Raw genomic sequence first — 23,651 nt, 5'->3', positions numbered from 1 at the left:
TATGAGAATGTTCTTGTTGATTTTCGGGCAATTATCTCACCGTACTATCAATAGTGGTGATTTTATCTTTAATGGCAGCGTTATCTTTGTAAAAGTTCCAAACAAATTCAGGAATTTGTTTAGTATTGCTGTAATTAATCGCAAGGACATTGATCGGCCCCCGAAGTCTAATCCTATGTCATATAAGTAGCCAGTTTACCGTTTATAAATGTTTTGTGCACGGTCTTCGACAATAAGCATTGATTTTGTGGAAGGGCTGAGCAATTGGCTAAAAAGGTGCCTGGCACTAATTAGATTTTGAACTATGCGAGAACAATTCATCGAAAGTTAATAAAGACTAACTTTTCGTTACGAAAAGCATCCAAGTGTCGACAATTCCTCAACAGTTGGAGGGCTGAAGAAGAGACTTTGACGACTTCTTGAATGTTGTTCTTGTAAGCTCTTTTCTTTATCTCTAAAACTCAAAATAATTCCGCAGTAAATAAGCCACCCATTTACAATGAGGATGAGTACGAATATTTTCGAGTAACCCTTTCACAAGAGCAGGACTTAAAGTTGGTTTAAGTAGCTGTTGCTTAAGCAGAATTAACGATTCTTTTTCAATAGACTCCTCAATTTCTTTTATATTTTGTTCAATGATTTCAAGGATTTGCTCCTTTGTTGTTTCTTCCTGCATTGGTTGTTTAAACAGTTGAACCAGCTCGTTTGAAATAAATGGAAGGGTAATATGCTTGGCTAGTATATTCGTTTTCTCAACCAGCGATTGAGCAAGTAATTTCGAATCTAATGGTAAGTTATAGAATAAAAATAACTCGGAATAGTTTTTCATAAAGCCTTTAATGCAGTAAATTAAATCGTGCTTTATCTGTTCAATTTCTTCGCCGTATAATCGTTCAACCATCGATAAAATTACTTTCTCCATCAATTGATCGTATGCACGAATTTTTAAGATGAACTCTTCGTTAAATGATTGCATTTGTTCTTTAATAAGAATTTTGCCAAAGTCAGAGTGCTTATGAAAAGAATCGAAAGTCGTGTAATAAAAATTGAATAACAAATCTTCATCATTTTGCGTGGTATTGACTTCATAGTCAATACTGGTTATAAATTGGATCATAAAATGATCAATCAATGCTAAAATCAATTCGTCCTTTGACTTGAAAGATAGGTAGAAGGCGCCTTTAGAAATACCGCAATGTGCTGTTATCTGCTGTACAGAGGTAGCTTCGAAACCTTGTTCCGCAAAAAGTTCTAATGCCTTATCCATAATTAGTTGTTTTTTTATCATTATGATTGTATCGCTCCTAGTGGTTATCGTTGACAACTGACTCATTAGTCATTAGTATAAATATTTGAGTTCGTAAAGTCAATTTGGGGAAGGTGTAAGAATGAAAGGTTTAGTCAATTTTGTCCTGAAGAATAAATTAGCAGTATGGTTACTAACAATTATCATTGTTGTATCCGGTATATATTCAAGTACACAAATGAAAACGGAGACGTTGCCAGATATATCAATTCCTTACTTAATGGTAATGGGTGTCTATCCTGGAGCTACTCCAGAGCAAGTGATGAAAGATGTCTCCATTCCATTAGAGAAAGCGCTAGACAATCTTGAACATGTGAAAGCCGTTTTTTCAAATTCCTATTCTAATATGTCAAGTATTCAAGTGGAATACGAATATGGTATAGATATGGATGAGGCGAAACGTGCCTTAACATCCGCACTAGATGCGGTGTCTTTACCTGAAGGAGCACAAGCGCCAACGATTACAGCAATTAGCATGAATATGATGCCGGTTGTCGCACTAAGTGTAAGTAGTCAAACAGAAGATATTGTTGAATTAACGTCAACAGTAGAGGAAATACTACTTCCGAAAATCGAGAAAATCGATGGAATTGCATCTGCAACGATTGCAGGTCAGCATATTGAAGAAGTGCAACTTACGTATAAAGATGAAAAGATGGCTGAACTGGGCATAACGCCAGATACAGTCAAGCAAATGATCGAAGCAAGTGATTTAGCTGTGTCACTGGGTCTTTATGAGTTTGAAGAAGGTGAGCAAGCTGTTTCAGTAGACGGCAAGTTCATGACTACTGATGAATTAAAGGAAATGCTTATTCCTGTAACACCATCCGCAACAAACACTGCACCATTTGTGAAGCTTAGCGATATTGCTACAATTGATGTCGTAGGTAGAGAAGAGTCGGTTTCACGTACAAACGGTGAAAATGCCATTGCCATTCAAATTATTAAAGGGCAACAAGCAAACACAGTTGATGTTGTAAACGCTGTGAAGGACTTAATTAAAGAAGAACAGAAAACAATAGACGGTCTTGTCATCGATGTATCACTTGACCAAGGTGCGCCAATTGAAGCTTCAGTATCAACGATGATTGAAAAAGCGTTATTTGGTGGTTTGATCGCCATTTTAATCATTCTTCTGTTCCTTCGTGATTTCAAATCAACAATTATTTCGATCATATCCATTCCAGTTTCGATTTTCATGGCTTTACTGTTACTAAACTGGTTGGGTATCACGTTAAATATTATGACGCTTGGTGCGATTACGGTTGCCATCGGACGTGTAATCGATGACTCGATTGTCGTCGTTGAAAATATTTATCGTCGTTTGCATTTAAAAACAGAAAAATTATCAGGTCGGGCACTTGTGCGTGAAGCGACGATTGAAATGTTCAAACCAATCATGTCTTCAACATTAGTGACAGTTGCGGTATTTGCGCCACTTATTTTCGTTGGTGGTATGGTCGGTGAGCTATTCTTACCATTTGCATTAACAATGACGTTTGCGCTTGTTGCTTCGTTAATTGTTGCCATTACAATTGTACCTGCATTATCTCACTTCTTATTTAAGAAAAAGTTATATAGTGAGAAGACAGAAAGCCGCCATAAAGAGGTCGGTAAATTAGCTACATGGTACAAAGGTGTTCTGGGCTGGACATTAAACCATAAAGTCATTACTTCACTAATTGCTGTCGTTATGTTGGCAGGCAGTGTGGCATTAACGCCATTAATTGGTTTTAGTTTTATGGGTAGTGAAGAAGAAAAAGTGATGTACTTAACGTACACGCCGGAAACAGGCGAGCTAATGGAAGATACGTTAGCAAATATTGAAATTGTAGAACAAAAGTTATTAAAAAGTAAAGATATTGACATTGTTCAATTATCTGTTACTGATTCCGGCGATGCAATGTCCGCGATGATGGGCGGAGGATCTGGTGGCGCTTTAATGTACCTCATTTTCGACCCGGATATGAAGAACTTTGCGGAAGCTCGTACGGAAATTGAAGACTATGTGTTCGACATTGGTCAATCAGGCGAATGGAAGAGCCAAGACTTCACTTCAATGTCAATGCCTACGGGTGGGGTTAGCTACACATTCTACAGTGAAAATTTAGATAAACTAAATGAAGCTGTAAAAATGGTAGAAGGTGTTATAAATGAAAACGATCGCTTAGAAGATGTTTCTTCAAGTGCAAAAGATGCTTACGTTGAATACAAATTCAAAGTAGAGCAAGATGAATTACTGCAGTATGGCTTAACAACGGGGCAAATCGTCATGATGCTAAACCCGATGCGTACAAACGATGTATTAACGACGGTTGAAAAAGATAAAAATACATTAGAAGTAATCGTGCAGAAAGAAGAAGCTGTACAACCAAAATCAATCGATGATCTTTTGGCGACAGAGATACCGACAGCACTCGGTACGACAATGAAACTTTCTGAGCTGGTAACAGTTGAGGAAGGGACAACGTTAAATGCACTTGCTCGAAGCCAAGGTGAATATTACGCAACAGTTTCAGGAACAATCATTGATGCTGATATTTCAAAAGCGACATCTGAAGTAGATAAAGCAATTGATAAATTGGATTTACCTAAAGGTGTTACGGTCGGTGTTGCTGGTGTGGCAGCGGATATGACGGAGACATTTACACAACTTATTGTGGCAATGCTTGCGGCAGTCGCAATTGTCTTCTTCATCCTGGTTGTAACATTCCGTGAGGGCGTCGCACCATTCGCGATTCTCGTCTCGTTACCATTTGCAGTCATTGGTTCATTTGTTGGTTTATTAATCGCGGGTGAAACAATCTCTGTATCGGTCATGATGGGGCTATTAATGTTAATCGGAATCGTTGTTACGAACGCGATTGTACTAGTAGACCGTATTATCCGTATGGAACGTAGCGGTTTGAAAATGCGTGAAGCAGTTCTTGAAGCGGGTGTGACGCGTTTACGTCCAATTCTTATGACTGCGATTGCTACGATCGGTGCACTAATTCCATTAGCAATTGGATCAGGCGGTGGTGGTGGTTTGATCTCCAAAGGTCTTGGTATTACAGTAATCGGTGGTTTAATCAGTTCAACGTTATTGACACTGATTGTTGTTCCGATCGCTTACGAACTATTATCCAAGCTTTTCAAGAAAAACCGTAAAGAAATAGAAGAAGATTAATTGATCTAACTAACAAAAACGACCTCATCTATTTATAGATGAGGTCGTTTTTGTTAGTGGATGCTACCTACGGATGCCAAACAAAATCACTTTCACATGGGGCACTCTATATTAAGGAATAAAATCAATTCACCTTTCTGAATTTCTCAATTGCTTCCTTTGAAAGTTAGTTTCAAGTTCTTTAAACCAATGATCCCCGCTCAATCTATTCGATTATTATGACGATGTGTCACGTGGATTAATCGACAAAGCCATATTTTTCGATGTTTTTATGAAGTTTGATATGTCAGTGGAGTTAAAGCTTCCTTGGTGAATTAAAGTGAAATCGAGGTATAATTGGGGCAGCAGTACTGTGTTTTTGCGGTGAAAATTGGGTCAGGTTGAATTGCAAGTGTATGCTAAATGCCACAAGCAGCTAGCTGAAAACTTCGAACAGTTTCAAGAGCGTTGTATATCGATCGAATAGATTGATGAATACATGGTATTTGCAGTCCCTTTAGCGGATGAAGAGCTAGAGCCTGTTTATGCTTGGAGAGGATTTGGAACTTATAGTACGAGTGTGGAATACCCTGTCTGATCGACCAGAGGATTTCGTATCGTCCATTGAAAAGGGCATACTATTTTCTGGGGATGGAAGACGAAAGTCTACTTACTTTGGTCTCAATTCATGTATTCATGTATTAATGTATTAATAAAGGAGTTTTGACTGAAGTATTTTAAGAGTACTTGAGAGTTTATATGGACTAATTATTGTTATCAAATGGCTCGCTGTGAAGGGTGACTGGGACTAACGTATTAGTACTATATATGTTGAATTAAAGAATCCATTGAATTTACTGTGGCGCTCAATAAGGAGAGAGTTATATTTCGGGGTGTGGATTGTAGAACACTCGGCGCTTTGGAGATGTCTTTTCTGCGCCTGCTCTAGGGTATTCATTATCGAGAGAAATGTGATTACTAGTTGCTACTAATTCTATTCAAGAAAGACGCACTCCAGGTTGTAGATATCATTACAAATGATGGAATGCTCTTTCTCGCATGGACCATCCAGCGAAGGCGCGTCTTCGTGGTAGCCGGAGCGATAAGACTGAAAGTAGTCTTCTTTCTGGCTTATCGCGGGAGGCATCCACAAAGCGTCGAAGCGGTATTGGCGGGAATTCTAATTAGTTCTAAGTATTGGGGCTTTTTTTAGTGACCTCCCAAAAGCCCTTGTTAAGCGCATACACCGTATTCATTTGTTCAACATATGGAGATCCCTTAAATGAAGTGGAAAAGCCCAAAGTTAAAGACGATAGAAAAGTGAATACCAATAGAACACGAACACTCAGACAACTTTTGTGACCAAATGTAATATTAAGTGAAAGCGTTTTCGAGTATAGTTTTTGTAAGGGGGAGCTAGTTATGTTGGAGAGCAGAAGCTTGAATACATATTTCCAATTAATGAAATTGAAGCCAGTACAGCTATCCTGGTTTATTGACATGCTGAACTTATCCGGACGTCAGTTTCAATATGATGTAGAAAAAATAAATAACTACTTAATTGGCGAGGGAATGTCACCGATTCGCATTTCAAATGACCGAATTCTCATCCCACCTGAGGTTATTAATTATTGGGAAGATAACAACACAGATTTTACAACAAATCAATTTTCTTTTGACCAGGAAGAACGCGTGATCATTATCTTGTTATATACCTTTATCAGGCGCGAACCCCTTTCTAATTTTCACTTTCAAAATACTTTTGGAATTAGTAAAAATACTGTCAGTGCAGATGTAAAACGAGTCAATCGGTTTTGTATCGATTTCCGAGTTGAGATGCGCTATACACGTGAGCAAGGATATCATTTAAAAGGATCAGAAGAAGATAAGCGGAATTTGATGCTCAAGGCGATTTCAAAATTGAAAGTTAAGCCACATGCACATGAGAAATTCACTTTTATATTTCAGCAGCAACAGTTTGAGAATCAATATGATCTTTATCAGCAAATTTTGAAGGATTTTGAACAGCAATATTCATTTACATTCATTGAAGAAAGATTGGATGAATTTATTTACTTACTCCAAATGATCCATATTCGCCAACAGCAACAAAAAAAGGTGTTGATTTATCCGGATACGGTGAGTTTTCTAGAAAAGAAAAAAGCTTTCATAGTTTCGGGATTGATTCAGCAACGTTTAGGATATACGACTCACCCTGAAGAAGTTTCCTTTCTAACAATCCAGCTGCTCGGTATATGCCAAGGAGAAGTTAGCCCTACTAGGACTGATACTCTGCTTGAAATCACGGAACAAATTGTTGTTAGTTTTGAACGTTATGCATGTATCCAATTGCTAGATAGAAACAAAGCAATTGAAACGTTATATTTGCATTTTAAACCGGCTTATTACCGAATGCTCTTTAAAATACCAATTACAAATGCGTTGCTTGCTGATATTAAGGAAGAGCATCATGATTTGTTTACAGTTGTAAAGGAAGTACTAAAACCTATTGAAGAAATGCTGAATATTAAAATACCTGAAGATGAGGTTGGCTTCCTCACCCTTCATTTTGGTGGGTTACTTAAGCTGGATAGTGAGAGTCAAAGTAAAGTATTCAGGGCTCTAATTGTTTGTCCAAATGGGATTAGTTCCAGCATAATGCTAGAAAACCAATTAAAATCGCTTTTTCCGCAATTTCATTGGACTTCATCGCTTTCATCCTATGACTTTCAGCATCTCGATGAAGCGAAGTATGATTTAGTATTTTCCACTGTTTTACTTAAAACAAAAAAACCGTTGTATATGATTAGACCGATCATGAGTGAAATGGAAAAGAATGAACTCGTCCAAACGGTAAAAGGGATGACGCTTCAACAGCCTTACCATAATCCAACTTCGGATGAATTAATGAAAATCGTTCGCCAATATGCAGACATCAAACAGCCAGAGTTGTTAAAAAGTGCATTGCAGCACGCGTTATTTCAAAAGGATAGCTTGAATACGAGGAGGAAACAACCGGTGCTAAAAGATTTATTAATCGAAGAAAATATTCAATTTATGGATGAAATCGAAAATTGGAAAGATGCAATCAAGAAAGCAGCAGAACCGCTACTGTTAAACGATTCAATTACAAATCAATATATTGACGTAATGATTGAGAACGTTGAGACTATGGGACCGTACATTATCATTGGAGAGCAAATTGCAATCCCACATGCACGCCCAGAATTCGGTGTAAAAAAATTAGGAATGAGCTTGTTGAAACTAAAAAAATCTGCACACTTATTAAACAGTGAAGCCAATCAAGTTGAAATATTTATTTGTTTAGCTGCGATTGATAATCAAACACACCTAAAGGCGTTGGCTCAATTGACAAAGTTGTTAAGTGATCCTATTAAATTGCAACATTTAAAGGAGGCGGAGACAAAACAGGATATTCTTGACTTGGTTTCAGAGTTCTCAGTTCAGTAGGTTTGTAACGTTCTATATAAGAAATTGAAAAGTACGATTAAAACAAGCAATCAATCATAGGAGGAATATAAGATGAAAATTTTAGCAGTGTGTGGGAACGGATTAGGAACGAGTTTTATTCTGTCAATGAACGTAAATAAAGCACTAAAAGAATTGAACATTGATGCCGAATGCAAAAATATGGACTTAGCGAGTGCAAAATCAGAGGCAGCTGATTACTACATTGGTACTCCTGAAATTATGGAACAATTGCAAGATGGTAATAGAAAAACAATTGGTATCATTAATATGGTCAGTGCGGTTGAAATCCAGAAAGCGTTGACTTCTCATATCTTAGGAGAGCAATAATATGTTTGATTTGATAATGAAGGATATTTTAGGAACGCCTGCCATTTTGGTCGGTTTGTTCGCTTTATTTGGTTTACTATTGCAGAAGAAAGCAATTACTGATGTTGTTTCTGGAACATTAAAAACCATAATGGGCTTCATTATTCTTGGAGCAGGTGCGGCTGTATTAGTAGGTTCTCTTGACATCTTTGGAAAAATGTTTGAAAAAGCATTCAATATTCAAGGTGTTATCCCGAACAATGAAGCAATTGTAGCTATGGCACAAACTGCTTTCGGTGCTGAAACAGCTATGATTATGTTAATTGGTATGCTGGTTAACATAGTCATAGCAAGATACACGAAATTTAAATACATCTTCTTAACTGGGCATCACACAATGTTCATGGCCTGTTTACTTGCTGCTGTTCTGTCAACTTCGGGCATGGGTAGTGTAATGATAGTAATCGTAGGCTCACTTATTTTAGGTGCATTAATGGTTCTACTACCTGCAATGCTACAACCTACAGTAAGAGAAATTACGGGCTCGGATGATATTGCTGTAGGACACTTCGGTTCATTCGGTTATTTTGTAGCAGCTAAAGTTGCTAAATTGACTGGAGACAAAACGAAATCGACTGAAGATGTAAAAGTGCCAAAATCACTTGGGTTCTTACGTGATTCTTCTGTAGCATTGGCATTAACAATGGCAATTATGTTCTTTGTGGTTGCTTTGGTTGTTGGTCCTACTTACATTGAAGAAAACCTGAGCGATGGTGCAAACTTCTTAGTGTTCTCATTGTTACAGGCAATTACGTTCGCCGCGGGTGTATTCATTATCTTGGCAGGTGTTCGTATGTTAATAGCTGAAATCGTTCCCGCATTTAAGGGAATCGCAGATAAAATTGTTCCAAATGCGAAACCTGCATTAGACGTTCCTATCGTATTCCCATTTGCACCAAACGCAGTTATCATTGGATTTTTATCAAGCTTTGCAGCAGGACTGTTAAGTATGTTTTTACTACCACTTGCAGGGTTAGCTGTTATCGTGCCCGGACTCGTTCCACACTTCTTTTGTGGAGCTGCTTCCGGAGTATTCGGCAACGCAGTGGGTGGGCGTAGAGGTGCTATAATTGGTGCTTTCGTACAAGGATTGTTAATCAGTTTCCTTCCAGCAATGTTGATGCCCGTTCTAGGTTCACTTGGATTTGAAGGTACAACTTTTGGTGATTCTGATTTCGGTGTTATAGGTATTCTAATAGGATATATAATCAACTTCTTCAACTAATTCAACTAATAACCCTAAGGACTCCTTTTATGGAGTGCTTAGGGTTATTTTCATTTCTGTATATAGGGGTTTGAATCTCGGAAAACTCCTTGTAATTGGAATGAATTAGGATTCCCCTAATACCGCTTCGACGCTTTCTGGATGCCTCCCGCGATAAGCTAGAAAGGAAACCACTTTCAGTCTTATCGCTCCGGCTACCGCGAAGACGCGCCTGCGCTGGATGGTCTATGTGAGAAAGAGCTTTTCATTATCTGCGATGAAAACTGCAATCTGGAATTTATCTTTCTTGAATAGAATTAGTAGCAACTAGTAATCACATTATAAACTCTGCATATACATCTCAAAATTACATTTCTCTCGATAATAAACACCCTAGCGAAGGCGCGGTGAAGGCATCCCCAATGCGCCAAGTGATTTACAATCCACACCCCGAAATACGACTCTTTCCTTATTGAGCGCCACAGTAGGTTCAATGGGATTCTATAATTCAACATATATAATCAATTTCTTTTCAAAAGAGTATCCTTTTGCGGATTCTAACCTAAATAAAGTGTGACAACGCAATGATCAGTCGGTCTTTGCGTGTAGGGAGCGATTATTTAGTGAAGTTCCAGCCGATTAAAACAAAAGAAATATTAAATGAAGCTGTATCATTAGGTCGACGATTCTATATGGGGATGAAAGTGCTTAAGGAATCATTTGCTCAGTGAATCGTCGGAACAGGTCCAACTTTAAACGTGGCGACCGACAATGGCCTTGCGCGTGCAGCGAAACTATTCGGTGTTACGGTCTAGGCTCCATAGAAATCGGTCGTCATCCGGGTGTGATTACAGTCACTTTGCAGGTACGGAAGTCATATCTTGCTCAAGCAAAGCTATGGGATATTGTTGATTAAGATGAAAAACAGAGTGGGCTACCAATTTTGGTAGTTCACTCTGTTTTTTGCGAAGAACTATAGGTAGAAACTGTTCGCCTTAATTTAAACATCAATATTATACTGTTTAATTTTATTATAAAGACTGACTCTCGAAATACCTAATTTTTTTGCTGCGGCACTTTTGTTTCCGTATGTTTCAATAAGTACTTCTTTGATACGCTCATGTTCCAATTGAGCTTTCTCTTGGGCTAATCCTTTTTTGTTTACAAGGTTGTCAGTTGTGACGGGGAATATAGACATAATGTCTTCTGCATGAATCGTTGAATTATCAATAATGATAATCATTCGTTCAACAACATTTCGTAGTTCTCGAATATTACCTGGCCACTGGTAGTTTATGAACATCTCCATGGCGCTGTTCAGAAGTGTGGGGATTTCTTTTTGATATTTTGCGCAATACTCTTGAACGAAACTAGTGACTAAAATTGGGATATCCTCGATTCGTTCTCGGAGTGGGGAGATTTTCAAAGTAACAACATTTAAGCGGTAATATAAATCTTCGCGGAATAGCCCTTTTTTAATCATGTCTTCTAAATTACTATTAGTTGCAGCGACGATTCGGCTATTTACTTTTATTGATACGTTGCCTCCTATTCGAGAAACTTCTCTTTCTTGTAAGACACGAAGTAACTTTACTTGCATATCAAGAGGTAACATCCCAATTTCGTCTAGAAATAATGTACCGCCGTCAGCCATCTCCACTTTTCCAGCTTTTCCGTCCTTGTGAGCGCCTGTAAAAGATCCTTTTTCATACCCAAAGAACTCGCTTTCAAAAAGAGCTTCGGGAATTGCACCACAATTTATGGGGATAAAAGGTTGATCTTTACGTAAGCTTGCTTCGTGTACGCCTTGTGCAAAAAGTTCTTTACCTACACCACTTTCCCCTTGAATTAACACCGTCGCATCTGTCTTCGCAACTTTTAACGCTAATTCCTTTGTGGATTGTATGGTACTACTATGTCCTTTAATTTCAGAGAAAGGACCTATTTGTCCCTGTAAATTATATTGTTGTTTGACCTTTTGTAATTCTGTAGTTGTTAATGATAACTTTTCATTTAATTTTACAATGCTTGTTATGTCTTGATCGATTGAAATGGCTCCGATTAAGTTCCCATCACTATCTAGAATAGGGGATGAGCTTATGAGGACATGCTTATCCGGGAGGGGTTGATGATAGACATTATAAACGGGTTTTTTCGTTTCAAGAATCTCTAATAACTTTAAATCTTCCTTTTTAAAAAAGGTACTAATCTTTTTGTTTTTTATAGCTGCCAGCGGTATTCCGTAAATTTGTTCAGCTTGAGAATTCCAATATTCTACTACTCCTAAGGCGTTAATAATGGCAATTGCATCAGAACTCGTTTCGATTAATGTGTTCAAATAATAGTGCGAATGTTTGATGGGGATAGTATTCATTGCTTACAACATCCTCCCTGAGTAAAGTTGTTAGTGTTAATTTTGTATTTACAATACTGTAAACTTAATGAACAGTTCCTATTGTAATGAATTATACGAACGATTGCAATATGGTGATTAGATATACTTTTGTGAGTTGGCACGCTTCTTGCAATTATAGTAGTGAGCAAGAAATAACTATGTACTTGGGAGGTATAAACACTTTATGGTGATGATAGGGAATAGTATACGGACGATTGATGCTCATACTATGGGTGAAGCAGCCAGAATAGTGATTGATGGGATCCCATCAATCCAAGGGAATAGCATGATGCAAAAGAAAAACTATATGCAAACTGAAATGGATCATATACGGAAGCTGCTAATGCATGAACCAAGAGGTCATTTGAATATGTTTGGTGCAATTTTAACCGAACCTTGCAATGTGGAATGTGATCTTGGTGTATTATTTATGGATAGTGGCGGCTATCTAAATATGTGTGGGCATGGAACGATTGCGGCTGTAACAATAGCAATCGATCAAGGGCTGATTGAAAAACAGGACAAGGTATTATTGGATACACCCTCTGGAGTTGTTGAATGTTATATCGTGTACGACAATGACAAAGTTAAAGAAGTGTCTTTTATTAACGTACCCGCATTTTTGTTGAAAAAGAATGTAAGCGTTTTAGTAGATGACGTAGGGCATGTCAATTTGGATATAGCATTCGGCGGTAGTTTCTTTGCGATTGTGGATGCCAAGCAATTCAATTTGGAATTAAATATTGAAGAACAAGATAAAATTGCGGCACTTGGAATTGCGATTAGGAAAGCTGTAAATGAGCAACTAACAATAGTACATCCTGAAATTCCAGAAATTAATACAGTTGACCTTGTGGAATTTAGTTTAGAAGTAGAAAAGAATCATTATAAAAATACAGTTGTTTTTGGAGACGGACAAATTGACAGATCGCCTTGTGGAACAGGGACATGCGCGAAACTTGCAACATTAGATCTTAACAAAGGTGAAGAAATCATCCAAGAAAGTATCATTGGATCACGATTTAAAGGGGCAGTCGTTGATTATACGGAAGTCCAAAATATTAAAGCAATTATACCGAAGATTACTGGATCTGCATGGATGACAGGGATTCATCAGTTTTCATTAGATGCAACAGACCCATATGTAGAAGGTTTTTTATTAAAATAATTAATAGTAATCACACAAAATGGAGGTATTGATCATGGGATTAACAAGAGATTTCTTTATATTACTGTCACAAAACAAAGTTTTGAATAGCGGTGCAAAACGATGGGGGTTAAAACTAGGGGCACAGTCCGTTGTTGCAGGAACGAGCGTTGAACAAATGGTAGAAAGCGTAAAGCAATTAAATGCAAAAGGTATTGCTGCAACAGTCGATAACCTTGGGGAATTTGTTTTCGAGAAGCAAGAGGCGATTGAGGCAAAAACACAAATCCTAGCAGTCATCGAAGCGATTCATGAACATGCATTGGACGCGCATATTTCTTTGAAGCCTACACAGCTTGGCTTAGATATTGACTATGATTTCTGCTTAGATAATCTAAAAGAAATTGTTGCGAAAGCAAACGACTATGCTATATTTATCAATTTTGATATGGAGGATTATGGACATTTACAGCCATCCTTTGACATCATCGATGAGCTTTCAAATGACTACACGAATATCGGAACAGTTATCCAAGCCTATTTTTATGAGGCGGATGAAAACCTTCAGAAATACAAAGACTACCGCATGCGAATCGTTAAAGGTGCTTACAAAGAGCCAGAAAACTTAGCGTATCAAGATAAAAAAGATATTGATCAGAATTATATTCGATTGATTGAATATCATTTGCTGAATGGTAAATTTTCGTCTATCGCAACACATGATCATCATGTTATCAATCATGTTAAAAAGTTTGCGAAAGATAATAATATCTCCAAGGACAAGTTTGAATTCCAAATGCTATATGGCTTTCGGAATGAATTACAACTGGAGCTTGCGAATGAGGGGTATAAGTTCTGTACATATGTACCATTTGGAGTAGATTGGTATGGCTATTTCATGCGGCGACTGGCGGAGCGTCCACAAAACCTTAATCTTGTTGCGAAGCAGATGTTCAATAAAAAGACGAATACAATGATTGGTATTGGGGCTAGCGCATTTTTATTAGGTAGAGTCAGTAAAAAGAAAAGGATCTAAGCATATCAGCTAGCTATTTTTGGGGATGTACTAAACGATCTTATATGAAAATATGCATTTTTAGATGCGAAATTTAGGGGGAATTTACATGGAGAAAAAAATGCCGTTTTCACAATTAATAGCGATTGGTTTTATGCTTTTTGCTATGTTCTTAGGTGCTGGAAACGTTATTTTTGCGCCAATGTTAGGTCAAGAGGCAGGGACAAATACATGGATTGCGATGGGTGGATTCTTAATAACAGGTGTTGGAATGGTTCTTCTTGCAATTATTGCATTAACACGTGGGGGAGGAACTGTTGAAAAACTTGCGGGAAGGGTACATCCCCTATTTGCAACAGTATTCTCGATACTACTATTCCTAACGCTAGGGCCGATTTATGTGGTTCCACGAACAACATCGGTGGTCTATGAAATTGCGATCAATCCGTTAGTGCTAGATAAATCAAACACCAGTCTCTTTCTTTTTATTTTCTCGTTGTTATTTATAGTCCTGACGATTTACCTATCATGGAACACAACGAAGTTTGTGGATCGCTTAGGCAAAATCATAACGCCGATTTTTGTAGTGCTCTTAATTGTACTTGTTGGCAAGTCCATTATTACACCTATGGGGAGTTTTGGGGAACCCCAAGGTGATTATATAAAGGGGGCCTTCTTAAAAGGATTCACCCAAGGGTATTATACAATGGATGTTCTCGCGGCTTTTGTATTCGGTGGAATATTTATCAAATCAATTAGTGCCTTTGGTATAAAGTCTGAAAAAGAAGTATCCAAGTTATTTATTAAAGCTGGAATAATTACAATTATTGGTTTGGTGGCTTTACAAATCTCAATGGCATGGATAGGTGCTTCCAGTGTTAATCCAATTGGCTATATGGCTAATGGTGGAGAAGTATTAGCGCAAAGTGCTATCGTCTTATTTGGACAGTTCGGGATTTATATTATCGGAACTGTTATTTTGTTAACAGGAATCACGACAAACGTTGCTTGTTTAGCAGCTGTTGCGGAGTATTTTGAAAGAATTATGCCTACTGTTTCATATAAAAAGTGGTTGATAGTATTTGCTTCTTTAGGTTTAGTTATTACAAACTTTGGACTTACGACTATTCTGACGTTGGCGTCTCCAATTTTGCTTTTACTCTACCCAATAGCAATCGCTTTAATCGTTCTAATATTTGCAAACAACTTGTTTAATGGCCATCAATCGGTTTATGTAGGAACTGTGATTGGTGTCGGTTTTGTTGCAATTCTTGATGCGTTAAAGGAGGCGACTATTTTTCCAGAAGCCATCAATACGATGTTTGGATTTATCCCTTTATTTGAAAATGGTGCGGGATGGGTTGTAACGGGGATCATTGGATTTGTTATTGGTCTAGTCGTAGCGAAATCGAGAAAAGAATCTGTTACATTAATCAATATCGCTGGTGAAGAAGTCCATTAATGATTAGTGGATTGAATAGTAGTTAGTTTTTATATGAAAGGTAAAATGCCGCAGGGGACATAAAAACTCCTGTGGCATTTTTATATCAAAGTTTTTTAAGGAACCTATACAAGATATACCGTTGAAAGTTTAACTACCTCGCGCCAACTCATTGACTTCTATAAATCACATACGTATAATACCTAGTAAACAGGTAAGAATAGTTTTTTGGAGAGTATCCTTGAAAGGGTGTTTACTATGACAAGTAAAGCGATTTCAATTTATGCTAATCAACTTTATCTTTCGGGGGTTCTTCATTTTCCAGAAAGAGTGCATCATAGAAAGGTTCCGCTTATTGTATTATTACATGGATTTGTCGGTAGCAAAGTCGGAGAACATCGGTTATTTGTGAAAGCAGCACGGTATTTCACAGCGAAGGGTTATGCGGTTTTTCGATTTGATTTTAGTGGTTGTGGGGAAAGCGACGGGGATTATGCGGATGTTACGGTCACGAAGCAATTAAGTGAGGTTCAGGCGGTGTTAAATTATGTATCCATGTTACCTGAAATAGATGCAAACAATATTATATTAATCGGTCATAGTCTTGGAGGTGCTGTCGCTTCATTAACTGCTGCAGTAGATTGTCGAATTCGTAAACTTATTTTATGGTCACCAGTTGGGAAACCTTATAAAGATATTACCGGAATTTTAGGCGAGAACGCTATGAAAACAGCGGCACTAAATGGGGTAGTTGATTATCATGGGTTTTATGTGAGTCAATCATTTTTAACTGATTTGAAAAACCATCACCCTCTTGAAGCGATTCGTTCGTACCAAGAGGCAGCGTTGATCATTCATGCACAACAGGATAAGGATATACCGAAAGAACATGCTGCGCGTTATTCTGCATCATTGCAACAAAGACTTGTTCCTGACCGAGTAAACACGCATTATATTGAGGATGCAGATCATACATTTTCAAGCTACACATTTGAAAATGAATTATTCATGAAATCTACCGAATGGCTTGGTGATTGTTATGAGCATCCTGGAAAAGTAGCATTGTAGTTTTAAAGATGATTCAAAGAAGTTGATGGACTTAAAAAAGAGTCCGTCAACTTCTTTGAATTTCTTTTTAAAAAGAGTATCCCTTCTTAGATTCCAACAGTTTACAGAAGAAAACTCTTTTATTAATAATATTGATGTTGATGAAAAACAAAAGGACCATAAATAACTTAGTATTAAGGGTGCTAAGTTACTCCTGGCCTTCTAATAAGAATAATTGCTCCCTTTCACTGGACTATTACGAATACTTTGATTGAGAAATGGTTTGTGATAGTCAAACAGTCATTTTTCTTTCATTTCATGATATAGGTTGCGATTATCCCAAGAATGATTCCAATTATTATGGTAGCACCAAATATTAATACTTGTTTCAATTCTCCATCCCTTCATTGTTATTATTTAAAGTTTATTGACGAGGTCTGGAACATATTCAGTGGAAAAAATAGATATTCAATATAGTTTTGAAGATCTCCCAGGTGACGCGATTATTCGTATACATGGTTTTATAAAGAAAATGATGGTCGTATCACTTTGGGCGTAAAAGCCCTATATATACAATAAAAACAATTATCCTTGAAATTTTTTTTCGTAATTGGTAAGCGCAAGCAAAGGAAAGATATATTGATAGCTATGATAGTGGATATAAAAACCTCCACCCATTCCTTGTCCAACCGGATAGAATAACGTCCAATCGACTTTATTATAGGTTTCTAGCAAATAGGAAATCCCTGCATCAATTACGGGTGTTGCCTTTTCTGAAACCGCAATGAGTGTATCCAGTGCCCATGCTGTTTGAGTTAGGTTGCTGGAACCAAGAGGGATGTACTTAGATGCGAGGTCACTTTTGCAAGATTCTCCCCAACCGCCGTCATGATTTTGTATCGAAAGTAACCAGTTTACAGCTTTTTGAATAGTTGGACTCCCTGGGCTTACACCTGCCGCGATAAGACCAGTAATTGCCGCCCATGTTCCGTAAATATAGCAAATTCCCCAGCGCCCGTACCATGAACCATCCACTTCTTGATTATGAATTAGCCAATCTACCCCGCGTTTCATAAGGTCATGATTTTTCGGTAAGTTCGTATATTCACCTAGAAATTCAAGTGTTCTACCGGTTAAATCGGCACTGCTTGGATCTGTCAATAAAAATTTACCGCCTTCAATTGGAAGCAAGTTCAATAATTGATTATCAACATTTTTTTCGAATGCAGGCCATCCACCGTCACTATTTTGCATAGACATTAGCCAAAGAATTCCTTTGTCCCAAGCTTGATGAATGCGAGTGTCTTTCTGAACTAGCTGTGAAATAGCCCTTAGTGAAGCCGTAGAGTCATCTATATCAGGATTCATCGTATTTACAGCTGAGAATCCCCAGCCCCCGGGTAAAACTCCAGGATTATGAATCGCCCAATCGCCATATTTAGTTTGCTGCTGCTCTAACAAGTATTCGTTTGCCTTTTCGATTACCGAATCAGTCGAAGGAACTCCTGCTTTTTGAAGAGCATAGCTAATTAAGGACGTATTCCACACCGTTGCAGTTGTATATTGTATATGCTGCTTACCATGAATCGTGCATTTCATCGCTTTTAGTCCTTCGACCGCCTTTAAAATTATCGGGTCGCTGTTGGAGTGACCAAGAGAGAGCAGGGAAAATATCATCAGAAACGTAGAACTAAAATAACTGTAAAGGGTTCCATCTGGCTCAATGTGATTGAGCATATACTGTTTTGTTTGATTGAAGGCTAAAGAATTGAAAGTTTGAGATATACCCAGAAAACTTTTAAGGTCATGTTCAATTATAGAAAAAAGTTCTTGGATATCTTGTATATTGAAAAAATCATCAGCTGTCTCTGGAAGGAACAATTCAGATAGATTAGGGCTGCTTTTTGTTGTTTTTACGTATTTCTTATTTGCTAAAATCATAATCGGAGCAAGATTTGCTCTTCCGTACACGGAAAGATCATAGAAATTGATGGGGAAATTGAGCGGCAAGAGGATAATTTCAACCGGTATTGGGAAATATGCGGGCCATGGATATTGACCGGTTAACGCCAGCATGATTTTTGTTAACATATGTGAATTTTCAAGACCACCGTTTGCCAAAATAAACTTTTTTGCCGCAAGCAATCTATAGTCTTCCTTGCTGACATAGCCTGAATAAAGAAGTGAGTAATAGGCTTCAACCGTAGCGGATATGTTCCCATCACCTTCATCATGGAAAAGCTTCCAAGCGCCATTTGCCTCTTGTTTACTCAATATTCTTTCAGCTAAATCGCGAACTAAATTTTCATCATCTATTTCCAGTGTCCTTACTAAAATAATCATATAGGCATCGGTTGAAATACCCGTTTCAAAGGGGTAATCCCATGAACCATCGGGTGTCTGGTCAGTTTTTAGTTGTTGGACTAATTGGCTAATCAACTGTTCGGTACGATATGTCAACGTCTCATCATCTCCTTAGTAAAGGTTATTCATATCTATATATCCCTATTCATAATCCTAAAGGAGGAATGATTTTTAGTAGGGGGGCGGCCCGTGTTCAATTTATTAAGAAAAATAGGGGGAAAACAACAACTTCCGGAAAGTTTACTATTAATTAAAGCTGATTTGAAGAAGTATAACTCTGTTTCTATTCTGGAGGAACAGCATTTATCTTGGGGGGATCAGCAACTTCTTCAACTGATTCGTTTAAAAACGAAACAGTTGAACCTGAATAATTTGACGAGAACAAAAGCTTACCTCGATTTCTATATTTTTCGGCCAGAAATTCACTGGGCATTCCTAGGACATATGGTTTCGAGAAATGGCGGATGGAATATGACAGATTTAAAAGGAGAGTTCCTTTCTAGACTCATGAATGAAAAAACAAAACAAGATTTCTATTCATTCTTGGAACGTGGGAACTGGCTTATATTCCAAGATGTATATCCGCAGTTCTTATTATATGAAGAAAGTCTATTTCAAAGTCGGAATTTGTTTTATTTGTTGCCTTACTTAAATGTTTCTGCTTTTATGGAAGTGATTTGGAATCGTTTCTGGGAGGAAAGTGATTCCTATACGCTTGCGATTGCGCTCATAATTAATGAACAAAATTATTTGGAGAACAGAATCGTGCGAAATTCCTTCTATCAAAGAAAGGTTTTTCAGACGTTCGAATTCGTACTCCAGGATCTGCTATCATTCAATCAAATTTTGTTTCCCTTTACTGACAGTGGAAAGCCGACTGAAAAGGCACCTCTTACGGGATTAACGCTCCATCAATTTGGATCGCTACATGAACGTATTATGCTCGGAAAGGATTTGTATCGATTACTATTTCATGAGGCAGACCTACTAGAAAAAGTTTATCGCTGGGCAACTACCCACCCACATACTGGTTCACGTAAGGACTATTGGCCGGATGTTTTTAACGATGTATTCGAAGGGGTGCCAGGATTGGCTATTACGAGGAGGTTAAAGTCTTGTGCGCTAAGAAAAGGAGCGCTTAGGTTGTATAGCCCGCGGCTTGAGTATGTGTGGGAAAACATCCCTCATCATGAAGCGGAAGCTGGAGATTGGTTCGAGCATTGGCGTGTTGTAGATTACTTAATAGAAGTAAAAGAACCGATTAATGGAAAGGTGATGGGTGAATATTGTGAAACACTTGAAAGGCTTGAACTCGCCGCTATCGCGAAAACGGCTATCTTCACGTAATGCATTCTTGTATTTGCCATCTATTTTAGTGGCTTCTTTACTGGGTACCTATTTAGATTTGTATTTTGTTGGAAAACAATTATATCAGTTCCCGGTTCGCCCTTTCCCAGATGTATTTTCGATTAATATTGTATTTACATTAATCATCCTACCTATGTTAATAGGGCTATATCTTTATTTGGTAGATAAAATGTCAAAATGGAGTAGGCTGATTTTTACTTTTTTTCTTAGCGCACTCGTGCCATTCATTGAGAAAAAGTCAATGCAATTAGGTTTTTTTTATCATGAGAATCAATGGAACCATATCTATTCGTTCATAGGTTATTTCCTCTTTCTGTTGCTGATTTGGAAGATTTTTGAATGGGTGAAATCAGAAGTTAGAAATTCGTAATGAGGAAAAGCTGAATAAGTGAAATTTGTTCGAAGTTAGACTATTTATGTTGACATAAAGAATTCTCTCAACAATGCCCGCGCTAGGGGGAGCCTTCGCTGGACATTATATAGAATCATTAGTGCAACATATATAGGTCTGTATATGCTGAAGAATCATGGAGAGGAACTTATTTATTCTAGAGCCTAGACTATAGCGGTTAGTCTGGTGTCACCGCTATAGGAATAACGAAAGAAAAAATAACCGGAGATGAAAGTCAAGGAGTTAGTTGCTAAACGAAGTACAATTGAAGCTTTCGGAAATTTTTTTCAAGCGATAGGGAACACAGCACTATTCAACAATGAGCTACTTAAAAAAGCAGTGATTGTCGGTAATAAGCGATAATCACTGCTTTTTTATTTTGAAATTCAACTTATGGGTATCTGAACTAAGTATGATTTAAAGTATATTGAATTACATGAGTACCTTTTTTTACGTTTGTATGACAAGGGGAAAATCAATTATAAATATAACTTGATGCAGCTACAGCGAAGCGAGGGATACAATTGAATCAGGAAATACCATTTAGCATCAGTGTAGCGCCGACAAGTAGTGAGACGGTTGTAGTAACTTGATACGTCTGATGATAGTGGTCGGTACCATGAATGGTGAAAATAGTGTTAGCACCATTCATGGAAGAACGATCTAGACATTGGTTGGTGGGGAGCAGGTACACCAAGCAATACTAAAATAGTACTCCCAATTGTATAGGAGACACCTATAAGAGGTAGAGGTCAAAGTTGTCACCGTAGGCTAGGGTGGACTATTAGTTCCGTTAGAATATACAGTTGCAAAAAAATGCACCTATAATAATCATTTCTACTATTTATGTCCTTCCGCTATTGAATTTTTTTAGCACAGTTTGCTAATGTGTGTAATAAAAAATAAGTCGTTACCACTCTCAAAAAGCGGAATCCTTGCGGTATTCTATTTTATCTGATAAATGGTATACTAATAGGAAGAAATGAAATTGCTTTACTACCATTTAGGGGGTTCATAATGATTAATTTTCCGAAACCAACAGTCGAGCAATTTTTCCGTACGTATACGATTACAAACTTTGCAGTAAGTAGCGATGAAAAGCGATTAGTGTTTAACGCTAATTTAAATGGCAAAATGAATTTGTGGGCGATGGATTTGCCGGACACTTATCCATATCTGTTTGCTCATAGGGATGAATCATGTAATTTTATAAAATTCGATCCAGAGAACCGGTATGTGTTAGCGGGATTTGATAAGGATGGAGATGAGAATTATCAAATTTATGCGATACCAAACGAAGGTGGATTGCCGCTTCCGCTTATTACAGGAGATGCATCTGAAAAATATTATTTTAGCCATCTGAGTGCAGACGGAAAGCGCGTGTACTATGAGACATCAAAAGAGAATCCGTCTTTTTTGAACACGCGGATTCGTAACTTGGAAACAGGAGAGGATAGACTGCTGAATGTCGGAGAAGTATCAACTACCGAGCTAGCTGCAGTATCCGAGAATGAAGAATCATTTGTTTATTTACGAGCATTTGCCAATACATATATCGTTGGCTTTGTAAAGATGGGGGAAGAGACCTTCAACATTACACCAGACCCAGAGAAGGTCCATGTAGCCATGGAACCAGTTTTCACCGATAATGAAACAATTTACTTTGCAACGGATTACGACAGCGATGAAATGTATTTGGCTAAGTTCGATTTGACATCCAAAGAGTTTTCCAAAGTCCTAGCCTTTGATGGGGAAAGTATTCAATCGGTTAAATGGGATAAGGACAACAAAGCGTTCTATCTTATCACTGTCAAAGGTGTTACAGATATTTTATATCGGTATGACGTTGCCAACGACAAAGTTGAAGAATGCTCGTTGCCTGTTGATATCATAGAACAAATACAAGTGGCGAAATCGGGAAATCTTTATATATTAGGACGCAGTGCAACCGTACCACATAATATCTTTCAATCGTCTAACGGTGTAGAGTGGAAGCAATTGACGAACAATCGTGTCTTGGGGTTAAGTCCAGAGGATATGGTGGAGCCAGACATTGTTTCCTATACAAGCTTTGATGGAATGGAAATCGAGGCTTTATTGTTCAAAGCGAAGCCCGAAAATGATAACGGTTATACGATTTTCTGGCCACATGGTGGACCGCAATCAGCTGAGCGGAAAATGTTCCGTTCGATGTTCCAATGCTTCATTAATAGAGGCTATACAATTTTTGCGCCGAACTTCCGTGGAAGTACAGGATATGGATCGGCATTCACAAAGCTAGTTGAGCTGGATTGGGGCGAGGGACCAAGACTTGACTGTATCGCTGGAATCGAGTGGTTGTTTGAAAGTGTGTTTACAGACCGAAATAAGCTGTTCCTTGTCGGCGGTAGCTATGGCGGATACATGGCACTATTATTGCATGGCCGACATTCAGACTATTTCAGAGCAGTTGTTGATATTTTCGGGCCGTCTGATTTGTTTACCTTCATCAACTCTGTTCCACCACACTGGAAGCCGATAATGGAACGATGGCTTGGAGATCCCGAGCGCGATAAAGAACGTTTCATCAAAGACTCACCTGTTACTTACTTAGACGGCATGGTAAAGCCTATGCTTGTCATTCAAGGAGCAAAAGATCCACGAGTCGTCAAAGAAGAGTCTGACCAAATTGTTGCAAAATTAAAAGAAAAGGGCCGTGATGTCGAATATCTCGTTTTGGAAGATGAAGGACATGGGTTCTCGAAAAAAGAGAATGAAATTAAAGTATATAGTTTGATGCTGGCATTTTTGGAAAAGCATCAGGCGTAGATTATTAATTCAATACGAATAGCTGCTTTGAGAGATGGAAATCCAAATCTTAAAGTAGCTATTTTTTCATTAATCCATGTCATATGGCGTTGAAATTTAACCTAGACAAACACTAATGTATTGATTCACACTCAAATTAGTGAATCGACATGAAATCAA

General features: G+C 37.9%; 15 protein-coding genes. 11 read left to right on the top strand and 4 right to left on the bottom strand.

Features of this window, described 5'->3' with window-relative positions:
* Positions 1–454 precede the first annotated feature (454 nt).
* Complete coding sequence (locus MKZ26_RS04545) at positions 455–1,288, bottom strand: TetR/AcrR family transcriptional regulator (protein ID WP_340764676.1); 834 nt, start codon at positions 1,286–1,288, stop codon at positions 455–457.
* Positions 1,289–1,388: 100 nt separating this feature from the next.
* Here MKZ26_RS04545 and MKZ26_RS04540 point away from each other — a divergent pair, with 100 nt between their 5' ends.
* From MKZ26_RS04540 to MKZ26_RS04525, 4 genes are all read left to right on the top strand, one after another.
* Positions 1,389–4,475 (top strand): efflux RND transporter permease subunit, encoded by a 3,087-nt coding sequence (locus MKZ26_RS04540; RefSeq protein ID WP_340764674.1) that lies wholly within the window; start codon positions 1,389–1,391, stop codon positions 4,473–4,475.
* Positions 4,476–5,876: 1,401 nt separating this feature from the next.
* Positions 5,877–7,925, top strand: a complete 2,049-nt coding sequence (locus MKZ26_RS04535) for a BglG family transcription antiterminator (protein WP_340764672.1) — start codon at positions 5,877–5,879, stop codon at positions 7,923–7,925.
* A 72-nt stretch (positions 7,926–7,997) separates the two neighbouring features.
* The gene (locus MKZ26_RS04530; RefSeq protein WP_067208583.1) at positions 7,998–8,273 is read left to right on the top strand and encodes a PTS sugar transporter subunit IIB; all 276 of its coding nucleotides are present in this window, start codon (positions 7,998–8,000) and stop codon (positions 8,271–8,273) included.
* Between the two features lies 1 nt (position 8,274).
* Positions 8,275–9,537 carry a PTS ascorbate transporter subunit IIC gene (locus MKZ26_RS04525; RefSeq protein ID WP_340764671.1) on the top strand — a complete coding sequence of 421 codons (1,263 nt, stop codon included), beginning with the start codon at positions 8,275–8,277 and terminating at the stop codon, positions 9,535–9,537.
* Positions 9,538–10,516: 979 nt separating this feature from the next.
* Here the strand turns inward: MKZ26_RS04525 and MKZ26_RS04520 are convergent.
* On the bottom strand, positions 10,517–11,890 hold the full coding sequence (locus MKZ26_RS04520) for a sigma-54 interaction domain-containing protein (protein ID WP_340764669.1): 1,374 nt from the start codon (positions 11,888–11,890) through the stop codon (positions 10,517–10,519).
* Positions 11,891–12,095: 205 nt separating this feature from the next.
* Between MKZ26_RS04520 and MKZ26_RS04515 the strand changes: the two genes are divergently transcribed.
* From MKZ26_RS04515 to MKZ26_RS04500, 4 genes are all read left to right on the top strand, one after another.
* Positions 12,096–13,079 carry a proline racemase family protein gene (locus MKZ26_RS04515; protein ID WP_340764667.1) on the top strand — a complete coding sequence of 328 codons (984 nt, stop codon included), beginning with the start codon at positions 12,096–12,098 and terminating at the stop codon, positions 13,077–13,079.
* Between the two features lie 34 nt (positions 13,080–13,113).
* Positions 13,114–14,094: a proline dehydrogenase family protein gene (locus MKZ26_RS04510; protein WP_340764665.1), complete on the top strand. Its 981-nt coding sequence runs from the start codon at positions 13,114–13,116 to the stop codon at positions 14,092–14,094.
* Positions 14,095–14,182: 88 nt separating this feature from the next.
* Complete coding sequence (gene brnQ / locus MKZ26_RS04505; RefSeq protein WP_340764663.1) at positions 14,183–15,535, top strand: branched-chain amino acid transport system II carrier protein; 1,353 nt, start codon at positions 14,183–14,185, stop codon at positions 15,533–15,535.
* A 237-nt stretch (positions 15,536–15,772) separates the two neighbouring features.
* Positions 15,773–16,582, top strand: coding sequence for an alpha/beta hydrolase family protein (locus MKZ26_RS04500; protein ID WP_340764661.1), 810 nt, complete (start codon positions 15,773–15,775; stop codon positions 16,580–16,582).
* Positions 16,583–17,146: 564 nt separating this feature from the next.
* Here the strand turns inward: MKZ26_RS04500 and shc are convergent.
* Positions 17,147–19,021, bottom strand: a complete 1,875-nt coding sequence (gene shc, locus MKZ26_RS04495) for a squalene--hopene cyclase (RefSeq protein WP_340764659.1) — start codon at positions 19,019–19,021, stop codon at positions 17,147–17,149.
* A gap of 93 nt (positions 19,022–19,114) precedes the next feature.
* Between shc and MKZ26_RS04490 the strand changes: the two genes are divergently transcribed.
* Together MKZ26_RS04490 and MKZ26_RS04485 are read left to right on the top strand one after the other, a co-directional pair.
* Positions 19,115–20,272 carry a DUF2515 family protein gene (locus tag MKZ26_RS04490; RefSeq protein ID WP_340764657.1) on the top strand — a complete coding sequence of 386 codons (1,158 nt, stop codon included), beginning with the start codon at positions 19,115–19,117 and terminating at the stop codon, positions 20,270–20,272.
* A complete protein-coding gene (locus tag MKZ26_RS04485; RefSeq protein ID WP_340764656.1) occupies positions 20,205–20,663 on the top strand; it encodes a CBO0543 family protein in 459 nt (152 codons plus the stop codon). The genes MKZ26_RS04490 and MKZ26_RS04485 overlap by 68 nt, the downstream gene beginning before the upstream one ends.
* 550 nt (positions 20,664–21,213) lie before the next feature.
* Here the strand turns inward: MKZ26_RS04485 and MKZ26_RS22310 are convergent.
* Complete coding sequence (locus MKZ26_RS22310) at positions 21,214–21,378, bottom strand: BclA C-terminal domain-containing protein (protein WP_445683400.1); 165 nt, start codon at positions 21,376–21,378, stop codon at positions 21,214–21,216.
* Positions 21,379–21,701: 323 nt separating this feature from the next.
* Here MKZ26_RS22310 and MKZ26_RS04480 point away from each other — a divergent pair, with 323 nt between their 5' ends.
* Complete coding sequence (locus MKZ26_RS04480) at positions 21,702–23,492, top strand: S9 family peptidase (RefSeq protein WP_340764654.1); 1,791 nt, start codon at positions 21,702–21,704, stop codon at positions 23,490–23,492.
* Positions 23,493–23,651 lie beyond the last annotated feature (159 nt).

The sequence above is a fragment of the Sporosarcina sp. FSL K6-6792 genome (assembly GCF_038004885.1).
GTDB lineage: Bacteria > Bacillota > Bacilli > Bacillales_A > Planococcaceae > Sporosarcina > Sporosarcina psychrophila.
Note: the sequence above shows the minus strand (reverse complement) of the source record. Positions and strands in the feature narration are given on the sequence as shown.